Origin of the sequence: Sorangium sp. So ce1504, assembly GCF_051521635.1 — a bacterium.
GTDB lineage: Bacteria > Myxococcota_A > Polyangia > Polyangiales > Polyangiaceae > Sorangium > Sorangium cellulosum_B.
In genome coordinates this window covers 12,968,302-12,989,536 of the sequence record NZ_CP150365.1, presented here as the reverse complement: position 1 = coordinate 12,989,536, position 21,235 = coordinate 12,968,302, and the positions used below count along the sequence as shown (strand labels likewise).

Sequence of the window (21,235 nt, the reverse complement as noted above, 5' to 3'; positions counted from 1 at the left end):
CGGCGCGCCGCTCCTCTGCGCCGCCCAGGCGCCCTCGACCTGAGGCGCGGACGCGTGGGCGCTCCGGCGCATCGACGAGCGCGGGGCGCGGGTATCGTCGAGGCGACGGGGCGCCTGCGGGTCCTGAACGGCCAGGAACGCACCTTCCTCGTCAAGGAGAGCTCGAATGAGACGGATGACGCTTCTCGAGGTCCTGGCGGCTGGGCTCGCGCTCGCGGCGTGCGGTGGCGATGGGGGCGAGACCGCGATCGCCCTCGACGAGAACCGGCAGCTCGGCGAGCTGACGGCCGAAGAGGCCAGTCAGGTGTGCGACGATCTCGAACAGCCGATGAAGCTCGCGAAAGCAGACCAGTGCGATCTCGTCGGACTGCTCAACTCCTCTGAGATAGAGGACTGCGTGGCCATCTGGCGGGCGTGCCTCATCTCTGCAAATGAACCTCTGACGTCGACCAGGTGCTTCACGTACGACTTCGAGGGGTGCGCCGTCACGGTCGCGGAGGCCAAGACCTGCCTGATCGCCATGGCCGACACCCTCAAGGCGCTCTCGTGCGGCTCCAGCCTCGACCTCTTGCAGCCTCCTGCGGAGTGCGCGGGCGTCCGCGCGATCTGCCCGTCGATCCTCGAAAACGGCGAAGGCTTCTGAGGTCGCCCCTCGCCCCGCTTACCGACCGCTCTCGATCTGGCTGCACAGCCGACGTCAGCCGGGTCACCGCATCCCCTCGCGCCCATGCCTTCGGTCGTCGAGCGCGAGCGTCAAGCTGTCGCGGCTCCTCGCATCCTACATCCGAACACCTGCAGCGGCCCGCGCCCGGACCCGCGCCGGCCGAGCATCCCGGACCTTGACAGGTGACCATTTGGTAACATATCAAGGAGGTGACGGACGACGATCGCGTCTTCAAGGCGCTGGCCGATCCCACCCGGCGCTCCCTCCTCGACCGGCTCTTCGCGCGTGACGGCCTCACGCTCACGGAGCTCGAGTCCGAGCTCGAGATGTCGCGGTTCGGCGTGATGAAGCACCTTCGGGTGCTCGAAGCCGCGGGGCTCGTCGTCACGGTTCGATCGGGCCGGAAGAAGCTCCACTACCTGAACCCGGTCCCCATTCGCCAGATCCACGATCGTTGGATCGACAAGTACACCGAGGGGCGCATTTCGGCGCTCGTTGATCTGAAGAGACAACTGGAGAAGAACAATGACGACGAAGAGTGAGAAGCCGGTCCACGTTTACCGAGTCCACATCAAGGCGACGCCCGAGGCCGTCTGGGATGCGATCACGAAGCCCGAGTGGATCGAGAGGTACGGTTACTGCGCCCGCGCGGAGTACGATCTGCGCCCCGGCGGCAAATACCAGGCGTTCGCGAACGCGGAGATGGCCCAGCACGGCGGCCCCAACGTGATCATCGATGGAGAGGTCATCGAGGCCGATCCCCCGCGAAAGCTCGTTCAGACGTGGCGCATCCTCTGGGATCCCGAGATGAAGGAGGAAGGCTTCAGGCGACTTACCTGGGAGATCGAGGTGAGCCCCTACGGCATCACGTCGCTGACCGTGACCCACGAGGTCGGCGACGCGCCCAAGACAGCCGCCATCACCTCGGGCGCGATCAAGGAAGCCGGCGGTGGCTGGAGCTATATCCTGAGCGATCTGAAGACGCTGCTCGAGACAGGCAAGACGCTGTCGGCGGCTTGAAAGCGCTGCGCCGCGCGTCCGGACGGCCGATCGCGCCGTCGGCCGGCGTCACCTGGCGCGGGCCCAGCGCCAGAGCTCGCGGAGGGTCGGCGTCGCTCCATGGGAGAGGACGCCTGTCCGGAAGATCTTGGCAGCGACCCAGACGAAGAGCAGCACGGTCGCGCCGGTGCCACCGATGGCGACGAGGATCTGCCAGAGCGGCGGGTCGGAGACGAGGACCCGGACGAACATCACCATCGGGGCGTAGATCGGGATCATCGAGAGCACGACGGCGAGCGTCGAGCCAGGGTGACCGGCGATGATCACGAGGAAGAACGGCGGCGCGGAGAGCGCCATCGAGATCGGGCTCATCAGCTGCTGCGCGGCCTTCTCGGAGCTCGCGGCCGCGCCCCCGACGGCATAGACAGCCACGTTCACGAGGTATCCCAGCAGAAAGAACACGACGAAGTACACGGCGACCATGGGACGAAGCAGGGTCTCGGCGTCGATGAGGCGCGGCCCTCCCAGCGCGCCTATCGCGACGCCCGCGACAGCCGCCATCCCGAGCCACACGAGGATCTGCGTGAGGCCGGCGGCGGCGAGGCCGAGGATCCTCCCGGACAGGAGCTCGAACGGCGTCACCGAGGAGAGGAGGATCTCCATGATCCTGTCCGACTTCTCCTGCACGATGCGGCGCAAGATCTCGCGACCATTCAAGAGGATCGCGACGAAGAGCAGGCCGCCGAAGCCGAAGGCGACGAGCAGGTCGAGGTCGCCGCCGGGGCCCCCGGGGCCGCTCGAGGAGAGAGGCGCCGGATCGAACGCAGGGGGCGACAGGAGGCCCTCGATCTCGGCGGCGTCGCGGCCGCGCGCCGTCCACCGCGCCACGGCGACGCCGCGCGCCACCACGGCCGCGGCGTGCTCGACGGCTTCGAGGTCGGCGCCCCTCGCGTACAGCGCGCCCCGCGCGCCGGGGTCCTCGAGCATCGCGGGCGGGAGCACCACCACACCGTCCACGCCGCGCCCTCCCGTCTCGACGCCCGCCCTCGCGCCGTCGAGCAGCGCCGCGACGGCCGCGCTCGTGGCAGCGGCGTCCCCGGGGGCCACGTAGGTGAGCCGCAGCCGGGCGGCCCTCGGGAGCACAGCGCTGCCCATCGCGGCGCCGAGCGACCTCGCGGAGGAGCGCGCCGACGCCTGCTCGGCGAGGCCCGCGGAGGCGGCCTCCACGACCCCGCGGAGCCGGCCTGTCCCGTCGACCACGACGACCGAGCGGTCGCCGGCGCCGACGGCGACGATGAGCGCAGGGAGCAGGCCCACCGCCGCGAAGAGGACCGGCAGGAGGAGCGTCGTGAGGACGAAGGACGCGGTCTTCACCGAGGCGACGTACTCACGCTTCAGCACGACGAGGATGCGGCTCACGACGCCTCCAGCGCCGCGCCCCGGCCCGCGCGCGGCCTGTGGGCGAGCGGCGGCGGGGCGCCCTCGCCGACGACGCGAGAGAAGATCTCGCCGAGCGACGGCGACGAGACCTCGAACCGCCGCACCTGGAGGCGCGAGAGCGCCGCCGAGAGCGCCCGCTGCGCGTCGCCGGCGTCGCGCAGCACGAGCTCCGCCACGCCCGGCTCGATCCGCGCGCTCACCACGCCGTCGACGCCGAGGAGGAAGGTCCCGTCGCCGTCGAACTCGATCCGCGCTGTGTTGCCGGCGAAGGACGCCTTCACCTCGCCGACGGGCCCCGAAAGGACGACGCGCCCCCGATCGACGACGACCACGTGGTCGGCCAGGCTCTCGGCGAGCGGCATGACGTGGGTCGAGAGCAAGAGGGTCTTTCCGGCGGCGCGGAGCTCCCCGAAGAGCCGCTTCACGAGCACGGCGTTGACGGGATCGAGGCCCGACATCGGCTCGTCGAGGACGAGGATCTCCGGGTCGTGGACGAGCGCGCCGCAGAGCTGCACCTTCTGCTGGTTGCCCTTCGACAGCGTCTCGATCCGAGCGCGCGCGACGTGCCCGAGCTCGAGCGACCGGAGGAGCCGCGCGGCGCTCTCGCGCGCGCGGCGCGGGCGGACGCCCTTGAGCTCGCCGAGGAAGGCCAGGTGCTCGGCGACCGGCATCTGCTTGTACAGGCCTCGCTCCTCCGGGAGGTACCCGACGCGATCGCGGATCGCGATGCTGTCGCTCCTGCCCCCGAGCACCTCGACCGCGCCCTCGTCGGGGAGGAGGATGCCTGTCACGAGGCGCATCGTCGTCGTCTTCCCAGCGCCGTTCCGGCCGAGGAGCGCGGTGGCGCCGCCGCGCCGCACCTCGAACGACACGGCGTCGACGGCCCGGCGCGACGCGAAGACCTTCGTCGCCCCGCGGAGCGAGATCGCGGGCGTCATCGGCGCTCCGGGGCCGAGGCGCTCGCGGCCCGGTCGCCGTGCGCGGCGCGGCGATAACACACCTCGCGCAGCGCAACGCGCTTGAACTCGTCCGCGTCGGCGAAGCCGGCGGAGCGCAGCGCGCTCGCCGGATCGGGCGGCACGGGCGCGCCCAGGCATCGCTCGAAATACCATCGGATCAGGTCGCCTTCGGCCATCCCCGCGTCGGAGAAGGCGGGGTTCGACAGGCCGAGCTCGGCGAGGCGCTGCTGCTTGTCGCGGGCCCGAGAGAGCAGCTCCGCGTACTCGCCGGAGACCGAGAGGTGGTCGCGGACGTGGCCTTGCGCCACCTCGTCGGTCGCCTTCTCGACCCAGCCGATGAGCGCCTCGTCGCGGAGCAGCCGCGTCAGCTCGCCCCAGCCGACGCTGAACCGACCCATCCACGCCTTCACGTCGTCCGGCTCGTAGAGCCGCCGCTCGCGGCGGAAGGCGTCGGACGTCCGCTCCAGCGCGGCGTTGTCCACGGTGAGGCCGCGCCGCTCGGCCTCCTGCAGCGCGAGGTACCGGAGCATGGCCCCGCGCTTCGCCCGGCCGTAAGCCGCCGCGTCGAGCCGGAGCTCGTCCAGGATGCCGTCGAGGGCGACCGTCTCGTACGGCGACGGGTCGCCGGCGCTCGGGCGCTCCGCGGCGACCATCTCGCCGGCGGCCTGCTCGGCGCGGCACCAGAACTCGGTGACCTCGAACCTGTACGTGACGGTCTTCAGCGAGAAGCCCGCCTCGGCGCGCGCGCGGAGGTGCCGGAGCAGCGCGATCGCGTCGTCGCGCTTCTGGTGGACGCGCCCCTTCGGGAGGAAGTCGCGCAGCGACGCGAGCTCGCTTTGCGGGACGCCGTGGCGGGACGCGGCGTCGAGGATCACGGGATAGACGCGGTCGGGATAGTAAAGAGACTTTGCGACCGCCGTGAGCGCGTCGCGCGTGGCCGCGGTGATCACGCCCGCGGCCGCCGCGGCGTCGAACGTCCTGCGGATATTGACCATCGCCTCGGAGCCGGCGCGAAAGCCGCTGTCCGCGGGGCCGTGGACGACGGCCACCTCGTCGTCATCCTCGATGAGGCCGTCGCGGTATCCCTCGAAGATGGCGCCCACGCCTTCCATGCCGAAGGCGGAGAGCTCGGCGGCGCGCAGCGCCCCCATGCTGGAGCTCCCGAAGACGTGGATGCCCTGCGCCATCGCGAAGAGGATCTCCTTGTGCCAGACCGCCGGGACCCGCTCGAAGTAGCCGTCGATGATCGCGATGGCGCTCGGGCGCTTCGCGCATGCCCGGTAGACGTCGCCCTGCGAGACCGGGGGCAGATAGAGGGCGTCGAGCTCCGCCCGCGCGGCCTCGAGCGAGAGGGTCGGACCGACAAAGACGATGATGCTCATACGATCTCCTTCAGGCCCGCCGCGCTCCGGCGCTCGAGCGCTCGGCGGAACCGGCGGCCAGGGATGTAGTTGGGGAACGAGTGGATCCCTTCGAGCCCGGGAATCACGATCTTGACGACGGGGATGCCGAACTCCGGCTTCGTGAGATCGAAGGCGACGACGCTGTCGATCCCGACCGCGCGCAGCCGCTCGAGCTGCCAGGCGACGTCGTCCTCGAACGTGTCGCCCGCGAACGTCGGCCCCGCGGAGAACGGGCGCTCTCCGCGCGCCGTCAGCAGCCGGCGGACGTGCCGGACCTGATCGGGGCTCCGGTGGCGGTCGTACTCGCTCCGGAGGAGGTCGTCGCGCGCGCCCGAGATGACCGTGAGCCGGGTCTGCGCGGCCTCGGTGAGGGCGCGCAGCAGCGCCACGGCGCGCGACGGATGGCAGCCTTGCCCGCCGGAGCCGTGGAGCGCCCGGACGGCGTCCTCCGTCCGCTCGGCGATCAGGCACTCGTACGAGGGGATACCGACGTCGGAGGTGGTCTCCCACGCGCCGACGGCGATCCCGGCGGCCGAGAATTTCGCGAGCACCTCGCGGCAGCCGGGATCATCGATGCTGTCGAGATCGAGCCGCCTCGCGTCCCGCTCCTCGTCGGTGAGGGCCCCCCAGACGGCCGTGGCGTCGCGCTCGACCACCTCGCAGATACCGTAGCTCACCGCCTCGAGGAGCCCGTTCCCCGACGAGAGCCCGTTGGTCGAGCAGCAGAAGATACCCGCGTTGACGCGGCCCGTCGCGGTGGCGTTGACGTGCACGAGCTCGTAGGGGACCCACACGGGGGCGCCGCGCATGAGGTCGTAGCCCTCGGCCCACAGGAGCGGGGTGTCCTCGTCGAGCGGCACGCTCGAGGTCCGCGGCAGCGCGGAGACGTCGGCTATCGCGTGGGAGCGCCGGAGCTCGCGAGAGGAGCCGAGGAGCAGCGGCCGGACGATGTTCTCGCCGTGATAGGCCTCGATCGACTCCATCAGCCCCGAGACCTTCGCCGCCGCGAGCGTCAGCCCCTTTCCCTGGCTGACCGAGAGAGAGCGCGAGTTGGGGCGGCAGACGACGACGACCGGTATCCCGATCGCGTCGAGCCCCGTGACGTTGGCGATCCGCGTGATCCCCATCGCCGGCATGAAGCCCTTGATCCGATCCAAGGTCTCCTCGGGCGAGGCCGCGCGGTGGGTGCCGTTCATGAAGCGCTTCTTCTCGGGGCCCGAGAGCCCCGGCATGGGCGGAAGCTTGGTCTGAGTCTCCACGATGCTTCTCCTTCGCTCTGCGCCCATGGCGGGCGCGGCTCGAGTTCGTTCTCCGTTCAAGTGCTCTGCAAACCGAGGACCACCGGCCTGTCGCGGCGGCCGTCGCCGCGGCAGGCGTCGCGCCGCGCGCGGGCGATGGCCGTGACGAGCCGCCGCTCCTCCGGCGGCACGCCCGGGGTGAGCTCCGCGGCGCGCGCGAGCGCGGCGGCCCTGCCGGCGTCGTCCCCCGCCGAGGCGGCGACGTCGGCCTCGAGGTGCGCCGCGGCGAGCGCGAGCAGGGGCGCGCTCCGCGGGGCGGCGCCCCCGAGCGCGGCGAGACGCGCGCGCAGCCGATCGAGGTGCGCCCCCGCCGCGCCGGCCTCCCCCCGCGCGAGGGACGACTCGGCGCGCGCGTAGAGCACGGCGAGCTCGCCGTAGGGCGAGCGCCACACGCGGGCGCGCGCGGGCCGCGCGCCGTCGAGCCACGCGCGGACCGGGGCCGCGTCGCGGCGCGCGAGACCGAGCGAGATCGCGTTCTGCGCGGCGAGCGAGGCGAGGTCGAAGAGGCCGATCCACGCCGCGTGGCAGGCCGCGATCTCGAAGAGCGCCGCCGCTTCGGCGAGCTCGCCCGCGGCCGCGACGCTGCTCGCGAGGCGCACGCGCACCATGAGGGCGCGGCGAAAATCGGCGAGCTCCTCGGCGAAGGCGAGCGCCCGGCGCTGGTGCGCGAGGCCGCGCTCGTGCTCGCCGCTGGCCGCGTGCGCGGCGCCGCGCCACGCGTGCGCGGCGGCGAGGCACTGCAGCGGTGCGTCGCAGCGCGGCGCGGCGAGCAGGGCGTCGAGCCGCGCCTCGTGCTCGGCGCGGCGCTCGTCGGTGGCGCACGCGAGCGCGGCGTCGAGCTCCGCCCAGCAGCGCTCCGCGGCGGACACGCCGGGCGCAAAGCGCTGCGGAGCGACCTCGTCCCGGAGCGCGTCGAGCGCGGCGGTCTCGCCCAGGTTGTGGAGCGCGGCGAGGAGGACGCGCCGCGCGAGCGCGCGGCGGCGCTCCGGGAGGCCGAGGCGGAGCGCCGCCTCCGCCGCCTGCCGCGCGAGGGCGGGGCGCGACATGCGGAGCATCGTCCTCGCGAGCGCCACGAGCGCGTCGGCCCGCGCCGCGGGCGAGAGGCCGGGCGACGCCAGGGCGTCGCCGAGGATCGCGGCGGCCTCGTGCAGCGCGCCGGCGCGGCAGAACGCTTCGCCCCGCGCGACCGTCGCAGGCCCCGGCGTCGCCGCGGGGGCGGCCGCTTCGCCTCCGGGCGCGGGCGGGGGCGCGACGCGGAGGAGCCCCGGCCCCTCCTCGATCTCGGCCACGATCGCGGCCCACCCGGGGCTCGGGCGCCCGCTCGCGGCGATGACGAGGGCGAGCGGCTCCGTCTCCAGGGCGCGCGCGAGGAACGCGACGGCGTGCTGCGTGTCGGCGTCGGCGCCGTCGACGTCGCGGAGGACGAGCACCGTGGGCTCGAGCGTGTGCTCCGCGAGGAAGACCCGGAGCGCCTCGGCCACGGAAGCCGGGTCGGGCGGCAGCGGGCACTCCGGCGCGTCGTGCGCGGCCTCGATGCGGCCGAGGGCAGCGAGGAGCGCGCCGCCCGCCGGGTGGGCGTCCGCGAGGGCGCGCAGCAGCGCGAAGGGCGCGGACATCCCGCCGGCGGGCGCGGCGGGCGCGATGAACCGGAGGCCGTCGCGGCGGGCCGCGTCGCGGAGCGCGTCGAGCGCGGCGCCTTCGCAGGGGTCGAGGAGCGCGGTGACGGGCCGGCGCTGCTCGGCCGCGCGGGCGAGGCGCTGCCACGCCTCGCCCGGCGAGACGCCCGGCGGGCGAGCCCGCGGCGGCTCGTGCGGGGCGCCTGCCTCGGCGAGCGCGTCGGCCACCCACACCTCGAAGGCGAGCGTGAGCCCGAGGCGGTTATGGAACGTGTGGGCGAGGTTGAGCACGACCGTCGCCAGCGGCACGCCGAGGGCTCCGCGCCGCGACGCCTCGGCGAGCTCGGGCAGATCGGCGTCGAACGCGGCGAGGAGCGCGCGCTCGCCGTCGACGAGCTCGCCGAGCGCGGCGAGCCCCTCTCCCCGCACGAGCGCGCGCACCAGCGCCACCGACTCGTCGTCCGGCGCTGCGCAGACGAGCTCCATGCCCGAGATCGCGCGGGCGAACGTGCGCCAGTGCCGCGCGTACCCCGCGAGGAACGACCGCCGCGCGTCGCCCGCGACGCCCGCGCGCGCGAGCAGCGCGTCGAGCGCGCACGCCGCGACGAGGGCGCGCGCCCGCGGTCGCCCCGCCGTCTTCCGGATGCAGCCGAGCGCGAACCTGCTCGACGCGAAGAACTGCCGCTCCGCGATCTCCATCCCCGCGGGCCCTCCGTGCTTCTCGAGCTCCGGCTCGTACGCGGCGGCCTCCGTGCGCGACACGGCGGTGCAGCACGCCGCCGCGGCGTCCACGCGCGCCGCCTCGTCGACGGGGTCGTGCCCGGGCGCCACGCGCACGCGCAGCCGCAGGTGGTCGCCTCCCTCGGCGTACCGGAGGAAGAAGAACCGATCGATCGCGCCGCGCTGCTCGAGCTCGGACACGAGCGGATCGATCAGCCCGAGGAGGAGCGCGTCCGTCCCCTCGCCCTCGAGGCCCCGATCGTGGAACAGCTTCCGGTAGATCCAGCTCATCGCGCGCTCCTCTCGCCGTCGATCTCGACAAGCAGCTCCGCCGCGTGCGGCCTCCCGTCGAGGCGCAGCCACGACGCCTCGGGCTCCGGCAGGAGCTCGGTGAAGACGAGGTACCCGCTCCTCACGTCGCCGGGACCGCCGAGCAGGCGAGCCAGCCCGATCAGCGTGAACGGGCTCTCCCAGTCGACGTACATGTTCGTCTCGGTGAAGCCGTAGCCGGCCACCTCCCGCCCGACGTACCGGGCGAACCCCCGGCTCGGGAGATCGAGCTCGCGCCGCAGGCGCGCGATCGCGCGGAAGTACGACGCGTACGGCTGCTTCGGCTCCTTGCGCGGGATCGCGCTCACCGGGATCGCCCACCGCGCGCGCTCCACCACGACGCGACCGACCGTGAGGCGCGGGCGCCGCGGGGCCAGCGCGACGCCACGGGCCAGATCGAGGCGATCGAGCACGTTGTAGAGATCCGCCCGCTCCGCCACCGTGTCGTCGCGGAGCCGCGGCGAGAGCGCGCGGAGCAGGAAGTGCGGATCGGGGAGCGCGGCGTCCCGCAGGAAGCCGAGGTGGATCGGCTCGATCTCGCGGCCGAGGCGCCGCGATCGGAGCCGGAGCTCGACCGTCGCCGCGTCGAAGCGGAGGGAGAGATCGCGGAGCGGCAGGACCTTGTCGCCGGGCGCGCTCGGCTCCCACGGGAGCTCGAGCGCCCACTCCGTGAGGCGCGGGTGCACCTGGAAGTTGAGGCCGAGCGTGGGCGAAAGCTCGACGGGGAGCGGACCGTCCTCCTGCGCCAGGCGGCGGCGGATCGCCTCGAGGGCCTCGGGGGCGCGCCCCTCGGCGTCCGCGAGGTAGCGCGACAGGTACTTCGCGCGCCCGGCCTGCGCGCCGTTGAGCACGACGCGCGGCTCTCCGCCGTCGCGCGGGCAGGGAGGCGCGATCTGGAGGAAGAGCGCCATCGACGACGGCGCGTCCGGGGCGGCGAGCCCCTCGAAGAGGCCTGGATCGAGGCGCACGACGTCGCCCGTCGCCGCGGCGGCGACGCGGCCGAGCTCCGCGTCGATCCAGCGGATCGGCTCGGACGCGCCGCGGATGACAGCGACGCGCCGCGGGTCCTCGAGGATCTCGGTCACGAAGCCGCCGACGTCGTCGCACACGCCGTCACGGCCGAACCGCTCGACGAACGCCGCGCAGAGCCGGCGGTGCGCGGCCCCGCAGGCGCTCGCGCGCACGAGGCGCACGACCGGCTCGAGCGCCTCGGCGAGCGCCCCGCGTGCGGCAGGGAGCTCCGCGCCGAAGGCGCCATCCACCATGACATCCTCGAGCATGGACGAGCGCCCAGGGCCGCGGCCGAGCTCGGCGGCGAGGCGCGCGCGCGCCTCGACGCCGGCGGTCGCGTAGTCCTCGAGGCGCCGCGCGACCGAGCGGAGCTCGTCCGGCGCGCCCGCGCACCCGATCTCGCCTAGGGCGTCCGCCGCGGCGCGCAGCGCCGCAGGGGTCGGCCCCATCGGGACGCTCGCCGGCTCGAGCATGCCCGCCTCGACGAGCTGCTCGAGGACGTCGCGGCACGCTCGCTCGTCGGCGTCGTCCGACGCGAGCGCCCGGGCGGCGTCCTCGAGCGTGCGCCCCTCGGCGCCCTCGACGAGGCGGGCGACGGCGGGGGTCCACCCGAGCGACATCAGCTCGCCCGACCCGGCGCGCGAGAACACGACCGACGGCGCGGCGCCCGCCGCGAAGCGCCGGAGCGGGTTCATCCGGAGCGGCAGGCGCGCGCGTGCGTGGGCGTGAGCCGACGGCTGAGAAGACATCGCGCGCGCGACGAGCTCCCCGGCGTGCGCGAGCGCGAGCTGCGGGAGGCTGCGCCACCGCGCCTCCTCGGGCGTGCGCGGCGTGCGCGGCGCGCGCGCCACGTCGCAGACGCCTGGGGGCAACGCGGAGAGGTCGAGCAGCGCGACGCCAGCGAACCCCGCGAACGGCGTCGTCCGCGCCGTCGCGCGGAAGACGTAACGCGCGATCGTGGCCTCGCGGATCTGCTGCGCCGAGGTGAGCGGCGCGCCGCTCGGGATCTCCGCGAGCTTCTGCGCCGTGGTATAATGGTCGGCGCTCGAGAGCAGGATCCCGCCGAGCAGGCGCGAGCTCCCGAGCGTCTTCCGGAAGCGCTCCGACGCGGCGATCCACTCCGCGGTGAACGTCGCCTCGTAGCGCTCCTCCAGCGCGGCGCACCGGGCCGCGCGCGCGTCGACGAGCGCGAGCGCGGCGCGCGCCCCTTCCGGCGGCGCTGTCCTCGCGCCCTCGAGCGCGCCGGCCGCCACGGCCTTCCCGTTGAACAGCCGCCGCTTCACCTCGAGCGCCGCGCGGCGCAGCGCCTCGTCCTCGCAGCCGCGCACGACGTCGAACATGCGCGCCGCCGCGTCCGCCCGCGCGGCCGCGAGCTCGAGCTCGGCCACGGCGAGCTCGCGCTCGACCGCGGGGCTCTCGCGGAGGCGGAGCCCGGCGAGCGCGTCGGCCGGCATCCCCGCGACGCGCAGCGCGCCCCACGGCGCGATCTGGAGCCCGCGGCTCATCGCGGCTGCCCTCCGCGAGGCGCCTCTCGGGAGGTCGGCTGGCGGTGCCCTCCGACGGCGAACGCGAAGAACGCCGTATGATCGCGGCCGTCGAGCCCGAGGACCTCGTCGACGACCGCGGGGGCGAAGCCGCCGGTCGCCGTGTAGGTGAGGCCGAGCGTCTCCGCGACGAGGTAAAGGCGGTCGGTGAGCCACCCCGCCGCGAACGCCGCGCCCCGGTAGCCGCGATCGCCGAACGCCACGAGCCACCGCCCGATCGGGACCACCAGGAAGAGCACCGCCGCGCCCATGGCGTGCTCGCGCTGCAGGATCGCGGTCTCGGCCATCCGCGCGCGCGGCGCCGGGCCGATCGGCGCGAGGCGGTGGTCGCCGCGGTCGTACCGGTGCGCGCCGGGCGGGACACCGTCGACGTCGAAGACGACCGGAAACAGCAGCGGATCGAGCGTCGCGTCCGCGAGCCCTGCCGGCCGCGCCGCGGCGGTCGCGAGCAGCGTCCCGAGCGTCGCCGCGTCGAGGGCTCCCGCCGAAAGCCTTCCGCTCCGCCGCGCGGCGATGACCGACGCGAGCGAGCGCTGGACCGGCTCGAGCGCGCGCGGCGCGGGCAGCGAGAGGGCGCGCTCCGCGTCCCCGGGCAGCGGCGACGGCGCGGGGAGCGCCGGCTCCGGCGACGGCCGCGCCTCGGGGTAGCGGCTCGCGACGACGAGCTCGGCGACCCCCCGCAGGGGCTGGGTCGCCGCGGCGAGCGTGGACGAGATCCTGTGATCAGCGAGAGACATCGCGGGCCTCCGTGGCTGCGCCCGTGAGCGCGATGAGGAGATGCGGTGCGAGATCGATGCCATCGACGCCGACCACGCGCGCGACGACCTCGTCGTCGAACGTCCAGACCGTCGTCGCCGCGAGGCCGAGCTCCTGGGCGAGGAGCTCCACGCGGTGGGCCATCAACCCGGCGTCGAGCAGCGCGTAGGTGTACCCGCGCGCGTAGTACTTCGAGCACGCCCGCGCGACCGAGCCGACGACGACGATCACGGCGCCCGCGGACTCCACGGCCGCGGCGTGCTCGGCGCTCCCGCCCGCGAGCACGGCCCGCGCGAGGGCGCCCGCGGCCACGCCGGCGCGGAGCGGCGTGAGCGCTCGCGCGGCGAGCTCGAACCGGTGGACGCCGGCCGCGATCCCGGGGACCCGCGCGGCGGCGACGTACGCCTCCGCCGAGCCGAGGTTCCCGGCCGACGCGGTGGTGCGACGCACGTGCGCCTCGCCCTCGGCGCGGCGCTCGACGCGCCCGCCGAAGCTCAGCTCGAGCAGCGCGCCGAGCGCGCCCGCGTCGAGCGTCCCCGTCGCGTCGCGCCGGCGCGACAGCGCGGCCCCCACCGGCGCGCCGAACGCCCCGCCGAGCGGCGCGGCGACCTGCGCGGCGTTCGTCGCGCCGGCGCCCTCCGGAGGCCGCCGCGGCGACGGCGCGGCCGGCGTGCTCTGCAGCTTCCGCACCTCCGGGCTGATGTGCGCCTGCATCCCCGCGTGCTGGCCGATGTGCCACGGCTGGACGACCGTCGTGTTGTGGAACATCCGCGCGAGGCTCTCCGCGTGGCCGGACGAGAGCGTCGCCGTCCGCGGCGGCGCGTCGCCGCCGCAGAGCGGGCAGCTGGGCAGCCTGGTCATGAAGGGGTGGAGCGCCGTCTCGCCGGCGCCGGGCCGCCACACCTCGACGTGCTCCAGCGGGGCCACCGCGAGCAGGCCGCTCGCGTGGAAGATCACGTGCTGCGCGACCCGGCTCACGAGCGCGCGCCCCCAGAGCGCGCGAAGAGCGCCGTCGTCGAGCGCCGGATCCGCCGCGGCGGCGCCGATCTGGAGCCGGACGCACGCCGGGCACGCGGACGCCCCGGGGATCGTGAGCGGCCCGATCGTCCACGTGCCGGGGTTCGCCGCGAGCATCGGGACGCGCGCCGCGATGCACGCGCGCGCCGCCGCCTCGAGCGCCTCCTGGTCGCCGATCACCACCGCCAGATCGACCTCGCCCTGCGCGAGCTCCCCGGCGCTCGCGGCGAGGCGGACGTCGGCGACGCCCGCCTCGCGGAGCATCGTCACGAGCATCCCCGCGAGCTTCGCGTCGCCGTCCCCCATCGCGCGCACGCGCGCGCCTTCGAGCGCCCGCTGCGCTTCCCCCCGGCTGCGGTTGCGCCCGGTCCGGCGGAGATACCTGCTGAAGAACGCGCGCTGCGCCCGGCGCGGCTCCTCGGCCTCGTCGGCCGCGGCGCCCTCGCCCTCCTCGAGCATGCCGTGCATGTGCATCAGGTGGATCGCGTCCCGCAGGTCGGAGGCGACGACGCCCGGAAACGCGGCCTCGACGTCGCCGACGGTGCGCGTCCCGTCGAGCAGCGGCACGAGGTTCTCCATCACCCACGGGAGCGACGCTCCCTGGATGATCTGCGCCTCGCCGCCGAGGACGTGGAGCTCTCCGCCCGGGAGCGTCACGCGGAGGAGATCCTCGACGAAGCGCGGGCGCTCCGGGCAGCGGAGCTCCCAGTAAAGCTCGGCGAAGCGGCTGAGATCGCGGGCCTCGTAGGCATCATCGGACGGGCTCATCGGTCACCTCCCACGCCGGACGATCCGGCGATCGCGAGCGGGTGCTCGGCGAAGTACCCCGCGAGCGACGCCCCGCGCCCCGCCGCGTGCTCGCCGGCGGCGCACCGCCCGCACAGCCCGACGCGGGCGAAGCGCCGCGCGCGGAGCGCGCCCGACGTGACGTCGCACTCCCAGAAGCGCCCCATGCGCGCAGCTCCGGCGCGGGGCGGCTCGGGCGCGCCGCGCTCCTTGGAGAGCGCGAGCGCCTCCGCGGCGAGCAGCGCCGCGGCCTGCTCGGTGACGGCCGCGAGCTCGCCCTGGAACCAGGGGCCAAGGTCGCCCGAGGCCCCGAGCGCCTCGATGGCGTCGTGCGCCTCGAGGTCCAGCGCGACCGAGCGCACGCGCCGCGAGAAGCAGGCGAAGCACGGCGTGCGACCGGGGACGATGGACGGCCCGATGCGGAGCTCGTGCGCGAGCAGCGTGCCCGACGTCCAGGCGACGCGCGCCGCGAACGCCGCCGCGTCGAGCGCGAGCGCCGCCGCGGGCCGGGGGCGATCGGTCGCGAGGACGATCACCGCGTCGGGCAGCGCCTCCGGCGCGCCCGTGCCCAGCGCCGACGTCGTGACCCGCGCCCCCGCGCCGGTCAGGAGCTCCGCGCAGCGAGCGCCGAGCTCTCCGTCACGGAGGACGTGCACCGCGGGCGCGCCGGCGGCGCGCTCCGAGGCCGGGCTCTCCTCAGGCGAACGGGATCGGATCATCGGTGATCGACTCCTCTTTGCGAGCGCCGTACCCGAGCCTCTCCGGCGCGTCGTACAGGCGAGGGTGCGCGAGGTACCGCGCGTGGTGGGTGAAGCTGATGGGCAGGAGCTCGGGCACGATCACCTTCACGACGACGATCCCGAAGTCGCGGACCTCGGGCATCGTGACGTCGACGGCGACCACCTCCATGCCGAGCGCGGCGAGCCGCGCGACGATGGCCGCGAGCGGGTCGTCGCCCTCGATGGGGTGGGGGAAGGCGGTCGCGACCGGCGCCTCGCGGGTGGCGAACGCGAACCGCGCCGGGCCGTCGGGTCCCGCGTAGAGGCGCCCGAACGACTCGGGTGTCTGATCGGCGTCGGTGAAGAACGACGCCCGGGTGACCGGCGGAGCGGGCTCGCTCAGCGCCACCCGCAGGCTCCCCACCTCTTCGAGGACGCGCGCCGCCGCGGCCTCACCGTCGGGGCGGCAGGCCGCCATCGCGATCGCGTGCGGCGCGCTGTGCGCGCACGTCTGCACGGCGCCGATCACGGGGACGCCGACGTCGGTCGTGAGATCGAGCAGCGCCGTCTCCGTGCCCGCGGCCTCGGCGCTGCGGAGGAGCGCCGCGACGAGCGGGCTCCGCGCGCTCCCGGGCGCGATGCGCGGCATCCGGAGCTGGTGCAGCCAGAACAGCGCGAGGCTGTCGCGCTCGATCACCTCGCACAGGCCGGAGAGGATCGCCTGCCGGAAGCTCGCGCCCGCCGCGAACCCCGTCGAGAGCGGGAAGAGCGCGTGCTCGCGGATCGGCAGCGGCAACCCCATGTACGTCGCCGTGAGCGGCACCCAGATCGGGCGCTCGTGGGTGAGCGAGAAGCCGCGCACCCAGAGCTCGTCGCGATCCGGATCGGGCTCGCGCAGGTGGAAGGCCGACGGCGCGCGGGCCCGCTCGCGCGCAGAGCAGCGCGGCAGCCGCGCGGGGTCGAGCGCGCGATCGCCGAGCGAGCGCGGCGTCGCGCGCAGCACCCCCTCCGTCGGGTACATGACGCCGCAGTAGCGCTCGAGGGCCTCGCAGACGGCCCGGATCTGGGCCGTGGTCTCGTCGACGGCCGTGCCGGAGCCGGTGAGCGACCCGAGCTTCGTGCCCACGCTCGACGGGCCCGGGTGGAGCGCCGCGGGCCTGCCGAGGAACGCGGTGAAGCCGTGCATCTGCCCCTCGAAGCCGGGGGGAAAAATGAAACGCCGGACACGGCGGATGATCCCGCAGCGCTCGTCGATGAGCGGCGCGAGGCGATCGATGAGCGAGATCTCCGGCATGGCGGCGGCTCCTCGAGCGGGGCGGGCGGCGCCCCGGGAGCCCGGACGCACGACGCGCGTCCGGGCCGCCCAGGGTGCGCCTACGGGTTCACTTCTTGTCGGCGCCGAGCTCGACGCCCTTGGCGATCGCGGCCGAGACGAGGGCGTCCTGGCCCATGACGTCGATCGCCTTGTCGTGCATGCGGATGACGCTCTCGAGCTGCCCCTCGTCGAGGCTGTCGAAGGACGAGTTCGACGAGACGCTGATCGAGCTGACCGAGGAGAAGCACCCGCTCGTACAGGCGGAGCTCAGCGGGACGGCCTGAAGCGTCTCGTTGCTCTTCTCGCCGATCTTCTTGAGGGTGAGCTCGAGACGCTGCACGCCGGCCTTCGTGTCGACGACGTCGGTCGCGCCGGCGGTCGTCTGCGTCTCGAACATCGACTCGGTATTCTGGATGGTGAGCATGGCAATCTCCTTACAGACGTTGACTACGTATCGACGCGCGCGGTCGCTCGCGAGGATTCGCGAACGACCGCGCGCGCCCTCTCGGATGCGCTCCGAAGAGTCCTTGAGGTCCAAGGCGGCATGTCGCCTGTGACACCCCGTGTTCGTCGAGCCGGACAGCGAGCGTGCCTTCCGGCGCCGCTCCAGCCCCGAAGCTCGCGGTCCTTCAAGCAACGCGCATGCCGCGGAGCCCGAGCTCACGACCGCAGCCCGGGACCGGCGGAGCGCCGCCCAGGGCCGGGCGACATCCCCAGGATGCGGCCCTCGATGCGCAACTACGCGCGCAAGTGAGCGAGGTTTCGCTCAACATGCGCACGCAGATCTCCGAGGCGCCTCGGGGACGAGGAGCGCGTATCGTTCCCGCGAGGCACCGAAGCACCATGCGAAAAGACCGGCTCGCCCTTTCTCTCCTGCAGATCGCGCTGCTCGCGGCGTGCGTGCAGCGCCTTGACCCGGGCGACGGCGCAGGGACGGACGCAGGGCCCGCGTTCCCGTGCCCACCGGGCGCGCTCGAGACCGGCGCGGACTGCGTGCCGGCGGGGGTCCCGCCCGGGCGGTGCGGGAGCGGCTTCACGCCCGATGGAGCGCAGGGCTGCGTGCCCGTCCTGCCGGCGGAGGCGGGCCCGCCAGGTCAGATGGCCGTCCCCGGCGAGGCGGCGTGGCGTGAGGTCGCTCCGTGCGGGACGGGCCCGTGGGGCGGCGCGCCGATCGATGAGACGACCGAGTTCGTCGACGCGGCCTACGCCGGGGCGGACGGCGACGGCACGGAGGCCAAACCGTGGACGACGATCCAGGACGCGATCGACCACGCGGCCGAGGGCGCCCTGATCGCGATCGCGGAGGGCAGCTACGTCGAAGAGCTGCTGATCTCAGGGCAGCCCGTGCGGCTCTGGGGCCGGTGCCCCGCGCGCGTCGAGATCGTCGGGCCGCCAGCGGCGATCGCCGTCCAGGTCGACAGGGGCGCGAGCGCCACGGAGATCCACGACCTCGCTGTCCGCGGGCAGGGCATGGGCCTCGGTGTGGCGAACGCGCGCGATGTCTTGATCGAGCGGGTCTGGGTCCACGACACCAGCGATGTCGGCGTCCTCGCCGCAGGCCTGGAGTCCGAAACGAGCCTGACCGTGCGCGGGGCGCTCGTGGAGCACACCACGGGCGCGGGCATGGTCGTGGCGGACGCCGCCGTGACGCTGGAGGGCACCGTCCTGCGCGATATCGATCTCGCCACTGGGGACCCGGGGCACCCGTTCGACGGCCATGCGATAGCGATGCAGGTCGAGTCGTTCGAGCGCCGCGCGAGCGTGACGGCGCGATCCGTCGTTATCGAGCGCGTCGGGGGGCTCGGGTTCAGGTTCTCCGGGGCGGACGGCGTCGTCGAGGACAGCGTCGTCCGCGACGTCGCCTGGCTCGCGGCGGAGCTGCCGGGCACCGGGCTCACGGCGACCCATATCCCGGGGTTCGATCCGGGGACCCTCACGGTCCGGGGCAGCGTCCTGGAGCGGAACCACACCGCCGCCATCGCGATGATCGGCGCAGAGGCGACCATCGAGGCGACGGTCGTGCGCGACACGGGCCTGGCGCCGACGGAGGGCGATCCGGGCCACGGCATGGGCCTCTACACCGAGCCGAGCCGCGTCGACGGCCGCCCCGCCCGCGTGGCGCTGCGGCACGTCCTTGTCGAGCGGAGCCGCGAGAGGGGGGTCGTCATCAACGGCTCCGACGTCGAGATCGACGGCCTCCTCGTGCGGGAGATCCTCCCCGGCGCGCCGGACTACGGCGCCGGGATCGAGATCACGCACGATCAGCGGCGCGCGAGCGCCCAGGTGCGCGGCAGCGCGGTGGAAGGCAGTTACGGGATGGGGATCGCCGTCTTCGGCGCTGACGCGACCCTGGACTCGACCGTGGTGCGCGACACGAGGCCGCTGCCGTCGAACGAGGAAGTCGGCCGGGGCGTCAATGTCCAATCGCTGCCCGACCTCGGCGAGCGCGCGAGCGCGCACCTGCGCAACGTCCTTATCGAGTCGAGCAGGGACGGCGGCCTCTTCCTCAGCGACTCGGACGCGACCGTCGACTCGACGACGATCACGGACACCCTGGGGCGCACGCTCGACGGCGGGAACGGCTACGGCTACGGCATCATCGCCTACAACAACGAGACAGGTCAGGCGGACGCCCTCGTCCGGGACAGCGTGATCGAGCGGAGCACCGCGGCCGGCATCTACAACGTCGGCGCGACGGTGCGGCTCGCGTCGACGACCTTCACGTGCGAGCCGCTCGACCTCGTGAGGTACGTCGATGAGCGCTCCCCGGCGGTCTACGAGGATCTGGGCGGGAACGTCTGTGGCTGCGATGGCCGCACCATCGACTGCAAGGCGGAGCCGACGCGCCTCGAGCCCCCCCGCGCGCTGCCGCCGCCTCCGCCTCTGCCCGCAAGCGAGGACTGAGACAGCCATTCGCCGGGTACCACGTCAAGCCCCTCGCCCGCCTATCGGTCGATCTCGGGCGCCACGACGTCGAAGCTCGCGATGAGCGCCACGAGGTCGGCCAGGAACAGCCCTGGGCTCTTGGCCTCGATCATCGCCATCGCGGTGAAGCTCCCTGTCCGGAAGCGCGCCCGATACGCCTCCTCCGCGCCGCGCCCGATGACGTAACAGCCCATGTCGCCGCGGGCGCTCTCGATGCGAGCGTACGCCTCCCCGTCGGGCCGCATCTTCTTCGGCAGCTTGCCCAGGATGTCGTCCTCCGGGTGCTCGTCGATCTTGTCGAGCGCCTGGCGGAGGATCTTCGCCGACTCGCGGCACTCCTCGACACGGACGTAGAACCGGTCCCAGCAGTCTCCCACGGCCCCGTAGCGCCCGCGGCCCACGGGGACGTCGAACTCGAGCTCGGGGTAGACCGAATAGGCGTCCTCCTTGCGGAGATCCCATTTCACGCCGGACCCGCGCAGGTTGGGGCCGACGAGCCCCCAGTCCTTCGCCTCCTCGGCCGTGACCACGGCGACGTTGGCGAGGCGCTTGATGAAGATGTCGTTCAGGCTGATGAGCCGGTCGAACTCGACCATGATCGGCTCGAAGCGGTCGAGCCAGTGCCTCACCTTGTCGGCCCACCCCTTCGGCATGTCGAACGACACGCCGCCGATGCGGTGGTAATTGAAGGTGAGCCGCGCGCCGCACAGCTCCTCGATGAAGTCGTTGATGTACTCCCGCTCTCGCAGCGCCCACGGGAAGGGCGTGACCGCGCCGACGTCCATCGCCATCGCGCCGAGCGCGATCATGTGGCTCCCGATCCGGTTGAGCTCGCAAGAGATGACGCGGAGGTACTGCGCCCGCTTCGGCACCTCGATGCCCATCAGCTTCTCGCAGGCGCTCGCCCAGGCCTCGTTGGCGAACATCGCAGCGATGTAGTCGACGCGATCCGTGTACGGCATGAAGCCGCTGTACGTGCAGCGCTCGCCGATCTTCTCGATGCTCCGGTGCAGGTAGCCGACGTCCGGCACCGCCTTCCGGATGATCTCGCCGTCCGTCGAGATGACGAAGCGGAGCACGCCGTGGGTCGACGGGTGATGAGGCCCCATGTTGAGGGTCATCTCGTCTTCCATCTCGGCGCCCGGCTCCGCGCCCCCGCGGTCGACGCTGAAGATGACCTGGCTCATGACGCCTCCGCGTCCTTCTTCGGGAGCTTGATCTTGAAGAGCTCGACGGGGTTCGGCCGCTGCGTCGGGATGCCGCGGTACTCCGCCTTCTCCTGCCAGTCCTTGCGCAGGGGGTGCCCCTCCCAGTCGTCGGGCAGGAGCAGGCGGCGGAGATCCGGGTGCCCCTCGAAGCGCACGCCGAGCAGGTCGAAGCACTCCCGCTCCTGCCAGTTCGCCGCCGACCACACGTCGACGAGCGTCGACACCGCCGGGCTCTCCCGGTCGAGGAACACCTTGAGGACGACCCGGTGCTTCTTCGCGTACGAGTAGATGTGATAGACGACGACGATCTTCTCGAGATCGGGATAGTCGACCCCGGTGATGCACTCCAGGTAATCGAAATCGAGCTCCGGCGCCTCGCGCAGGAGCCGGCACACGGGCTCGAGCTTCGCGGGCGCGACCTTTAGCCAGGCGTCGCGATCCTTCGGGGACACGGGGTGGAAGTCGAAGACCGCGTCTTCGCCGAGCTTCGCCTGGAGCGCCTGGAAGATAGCTTCGGGTGACATG

At 73.8% G+C, this 21,235-nt stretch carries 17 protein-coding genes; 4 read left to right on the top strand and 13 right to left on the bottom strand.

Features of this window, described 5'->3' with window-relative positions:
• The first annotated feature begins 175 nt into the window (after window positions 1-175).
• From WMF39_RS49080 to WMF39_RS49070, 3 genes are all read left to right on the top strand, one after another.
• Window positions 176-643 (top strand): hypothetical protein, encoded by a 468-nt coding sequence (locus tag WMF39_RS49080; protein WP_437743324.1) that lies wholly within the window; start codon window positions 176-178, stop codon window positions 641-643.
• 230 nt (window positions 644-873) lie between these two features.
• On the top strand, window positions 874-1,206 hold the full coding sequence (locus tag WMF39_RS49075; protein ID WP_437743323.1) for an ArsR/SmtB family transcription factor: 333 nt from the start codon (window positions 874-876) through the stop codon (window positions 1,204-1,206).
• A complete protein-coding gene (locus WMF39_RS49070) occupies window positions 1,190-1,684 on the top strand; it encodes an SRPBCC family protein (protein WP_437743322.1) in 495 nt (164 codons plus the stop codon). The genes WMF39_RS49075 and WMF39_RS49070 overlap by 17 nt, the downstream gene beginning before the upstream one ends.
• A gap of 48 nt (window positions 1,685-1,732) precedes the next feature.
• Here WMF39_RS49070 and WMF39_RS49065 read toward each other — a convergent pair whose 3' ends face one another.
• The 11 genes from WMF39_RS49065 to WMF39_RS49015 all read right to left on the bottom strand — a co-directional run bounded on the left by WMF39_RS49065 (window position 1,733) and on the right by WMF39_RS49015 (window position 17,001).
• A complete protein-coding gene (locus WMF39_RS49065) occupies window positions 1,733-3,082 on the bottom strand; it encodes an ABC transporter permease (RefSeq protein ID WP_437743321.1) in 1,350 nt (449 codons plus the stop codon).
• Window positions 3,079-4,041, bottom strand: coding sequence for an ABC transporter ATP-binding protein (locus tag WMF39_RS49060; protein WP_437743320.1), 963 nt, complete (start codon window positions 4,039-4,041; stop codon window positions 3,079-3,081). The genes WMF39_RS49065 and WMF39_RS49060 overlap by 4 nt, the downstream gene beginning before the upstream one ends.
• A complete protein-coding gene (locus WMF39_RS49055) occupies window positions 4,038-5,444 on the bottom strand; it encodes a TfuA-like protein (RefSeq protein ID WP_437743319.1) in 1,407 nt (468 codons plus the stop codon). The genes WMF39_RS49060 and WMF39_RS49055 overlap by 4 nt, the downstream gene beginning before the upstream one ends.
• Window positions 5,441-6,724 carry a YcaO-like family protein gene (locus WMF39_RS49050; protein WP_437743318.1) on the bottom strand — a complete coding sequence of 428 codons (1,284 nt, stop codon included), beginning with the start codon at window positions 6,722-6,724 and terminating at the stop codon, window positions 5,441-5,443. The genes WMF39_RS49055 and WMF39_RS49050 overlap by 4 nt, the downstream gene beginning before the upstream one ends.
• 56 nt (window positions 6,725-6,780) lie before the next feature.
• The gene (locus WMF39_RS49045) at window positions 6,781-9,390 is read right to left on the bottom strand and encodes a thiopeptide-type bacteriocin biosynthesis protein (RefSeq protein WP_437743317.1); all 2,610 of its coding nucleotides are present in this window, start codon (window positions 9,388-9,390) and stop codon (window positions 6,781-6,783) included.
• Window positions 9,387-11,945, bottom strand: coding sequence for a lantibiotic dehydratase (locus WMF39_RS49040; RefSeq protein WP_437743316.1), 2,559 nt, complete (start codon window positions 11,943-11,945; stop codon window positions 9,387-9,389). Before WMF39_RS49040 ends, WMF39_RS49045 begins: the two co-directional genes overlap by 4 nt.
• Window positions 11,942-12,721 (bottom strand): nitroreductase family protein, encoded by a 780-nt coding sequence (locus tag WMF39_RS49035; protein WP_437743315.1) that lies wholly within the window; start codon window positions 12,719-12,721, stop codon window positions 11,942-11,944. Before WMF39_RS49035 ends, WMF39_RS49040 begins: the two co-directional genes overlap by 4 nt.
• Window positions 12,708-14,525, bottom strand: coding sequence for a SagB family peptide dehydrogenase (locus WMF39_RS49030; RefSeq protein ID WP_437743314.1), 1,818 nt, complete (start codon window positions 14,523-14,525; stop codon window positions 12,708-12,710). The genes WMF39_RS49035 and WMF39_RS49030 overlap by 14 nt, the downstream gene beginning before the upstream one ends.
• Window positions 14,522-15,262 (bottom strand): hypothetical protein, encoded by a 741-nt coding sequence (locus WMF39_RS49025; protein ID WP_437743313.1) that lies wholly within the window; start codon window positions 15,260-15,262, stop codon window positions 14,522-14,524. The genes WMF39_RS49030 and WMF39_RS49025 overlap by 4 nt, the downstream gene beginning before the upstream one ends.
• Window positions 15,240-16,556, bottom strand: coding sequence for a YcaO-like family protein (locus tag WMF39_RS49020; protein ID WP_437743312.1), 1,317 nt, complete (start codon window positions 16,554-16,556; stop codon window positions 15,240-15,242). The genes WMF39_RS49025 and WMF39_RS49020 overlap by 23 nt, the downstream gene beginning before the upstream one ends.
• Before the next feature lie 88 nt (window positions 16,557-16,644).
• Window positions 16,645-17,001 (bottom strand): hypothetical protein, encoded by a 357-nt coding sequence (locus tag WMF39_RS49015; RefSeq protein ID WP_437743311.1) that lies wholly within the window; start codon window positions 16,999-17,001, stop codon window positions 16,645-16,647.
• Between the two features lie 419 nt (window positions 17,002-17,420).
• Here WMF39_RS49015 and WMF39_RS49010 point away from each other — a divergent pair, with 419 nt between their 5' ends.
• Window positions 17,421-19,481 (top strand): hypothetical protein, encoded by a 2,061-nt coding sequence (locus WMF39_RS49010; protein ID WP_437743310.1) that lies wholly within the window; start codon window positions 17,421-17,423, stop codon window positions 19,479-19,481.
• 41 nt (window positions 19,482-19,522) lie between these two features.
• Here the strand turns inward: WMF39_RS49010 and WMF39_RS49005 are convergent, their stop codons facing one another.
• Window positions 19,523-20,689 (bottom strand): NADH-quinone oxidoreductase subunit D, encoded by a 1,167-nt coding sequence (locus tag WMF39_RS49005; protein ID WP_437743309.1) that lies wholly within the window; start codon window positions 20,687-20,689, stop codon window positions 19,523-19,525.
• On the bottom strand, window positions 20,686-21,234 hold the full coding sequence (locus WMF39_RS49000; RefSeq protein WP_437743308.1) for an NADH-quinone oxidoreductase subunit C: 549 nt from the start codon (window positions 21,232-21,234) through the stop codon (window positions 20,686-20,688). The genes WMF39_RS49005 and WMF39_RS49000 overlap by 4 nt, the downstream gene beginning before the upstream one ends.
• Between the last annotated feature and the right edge of the window lies 1 nt (window position 21,235).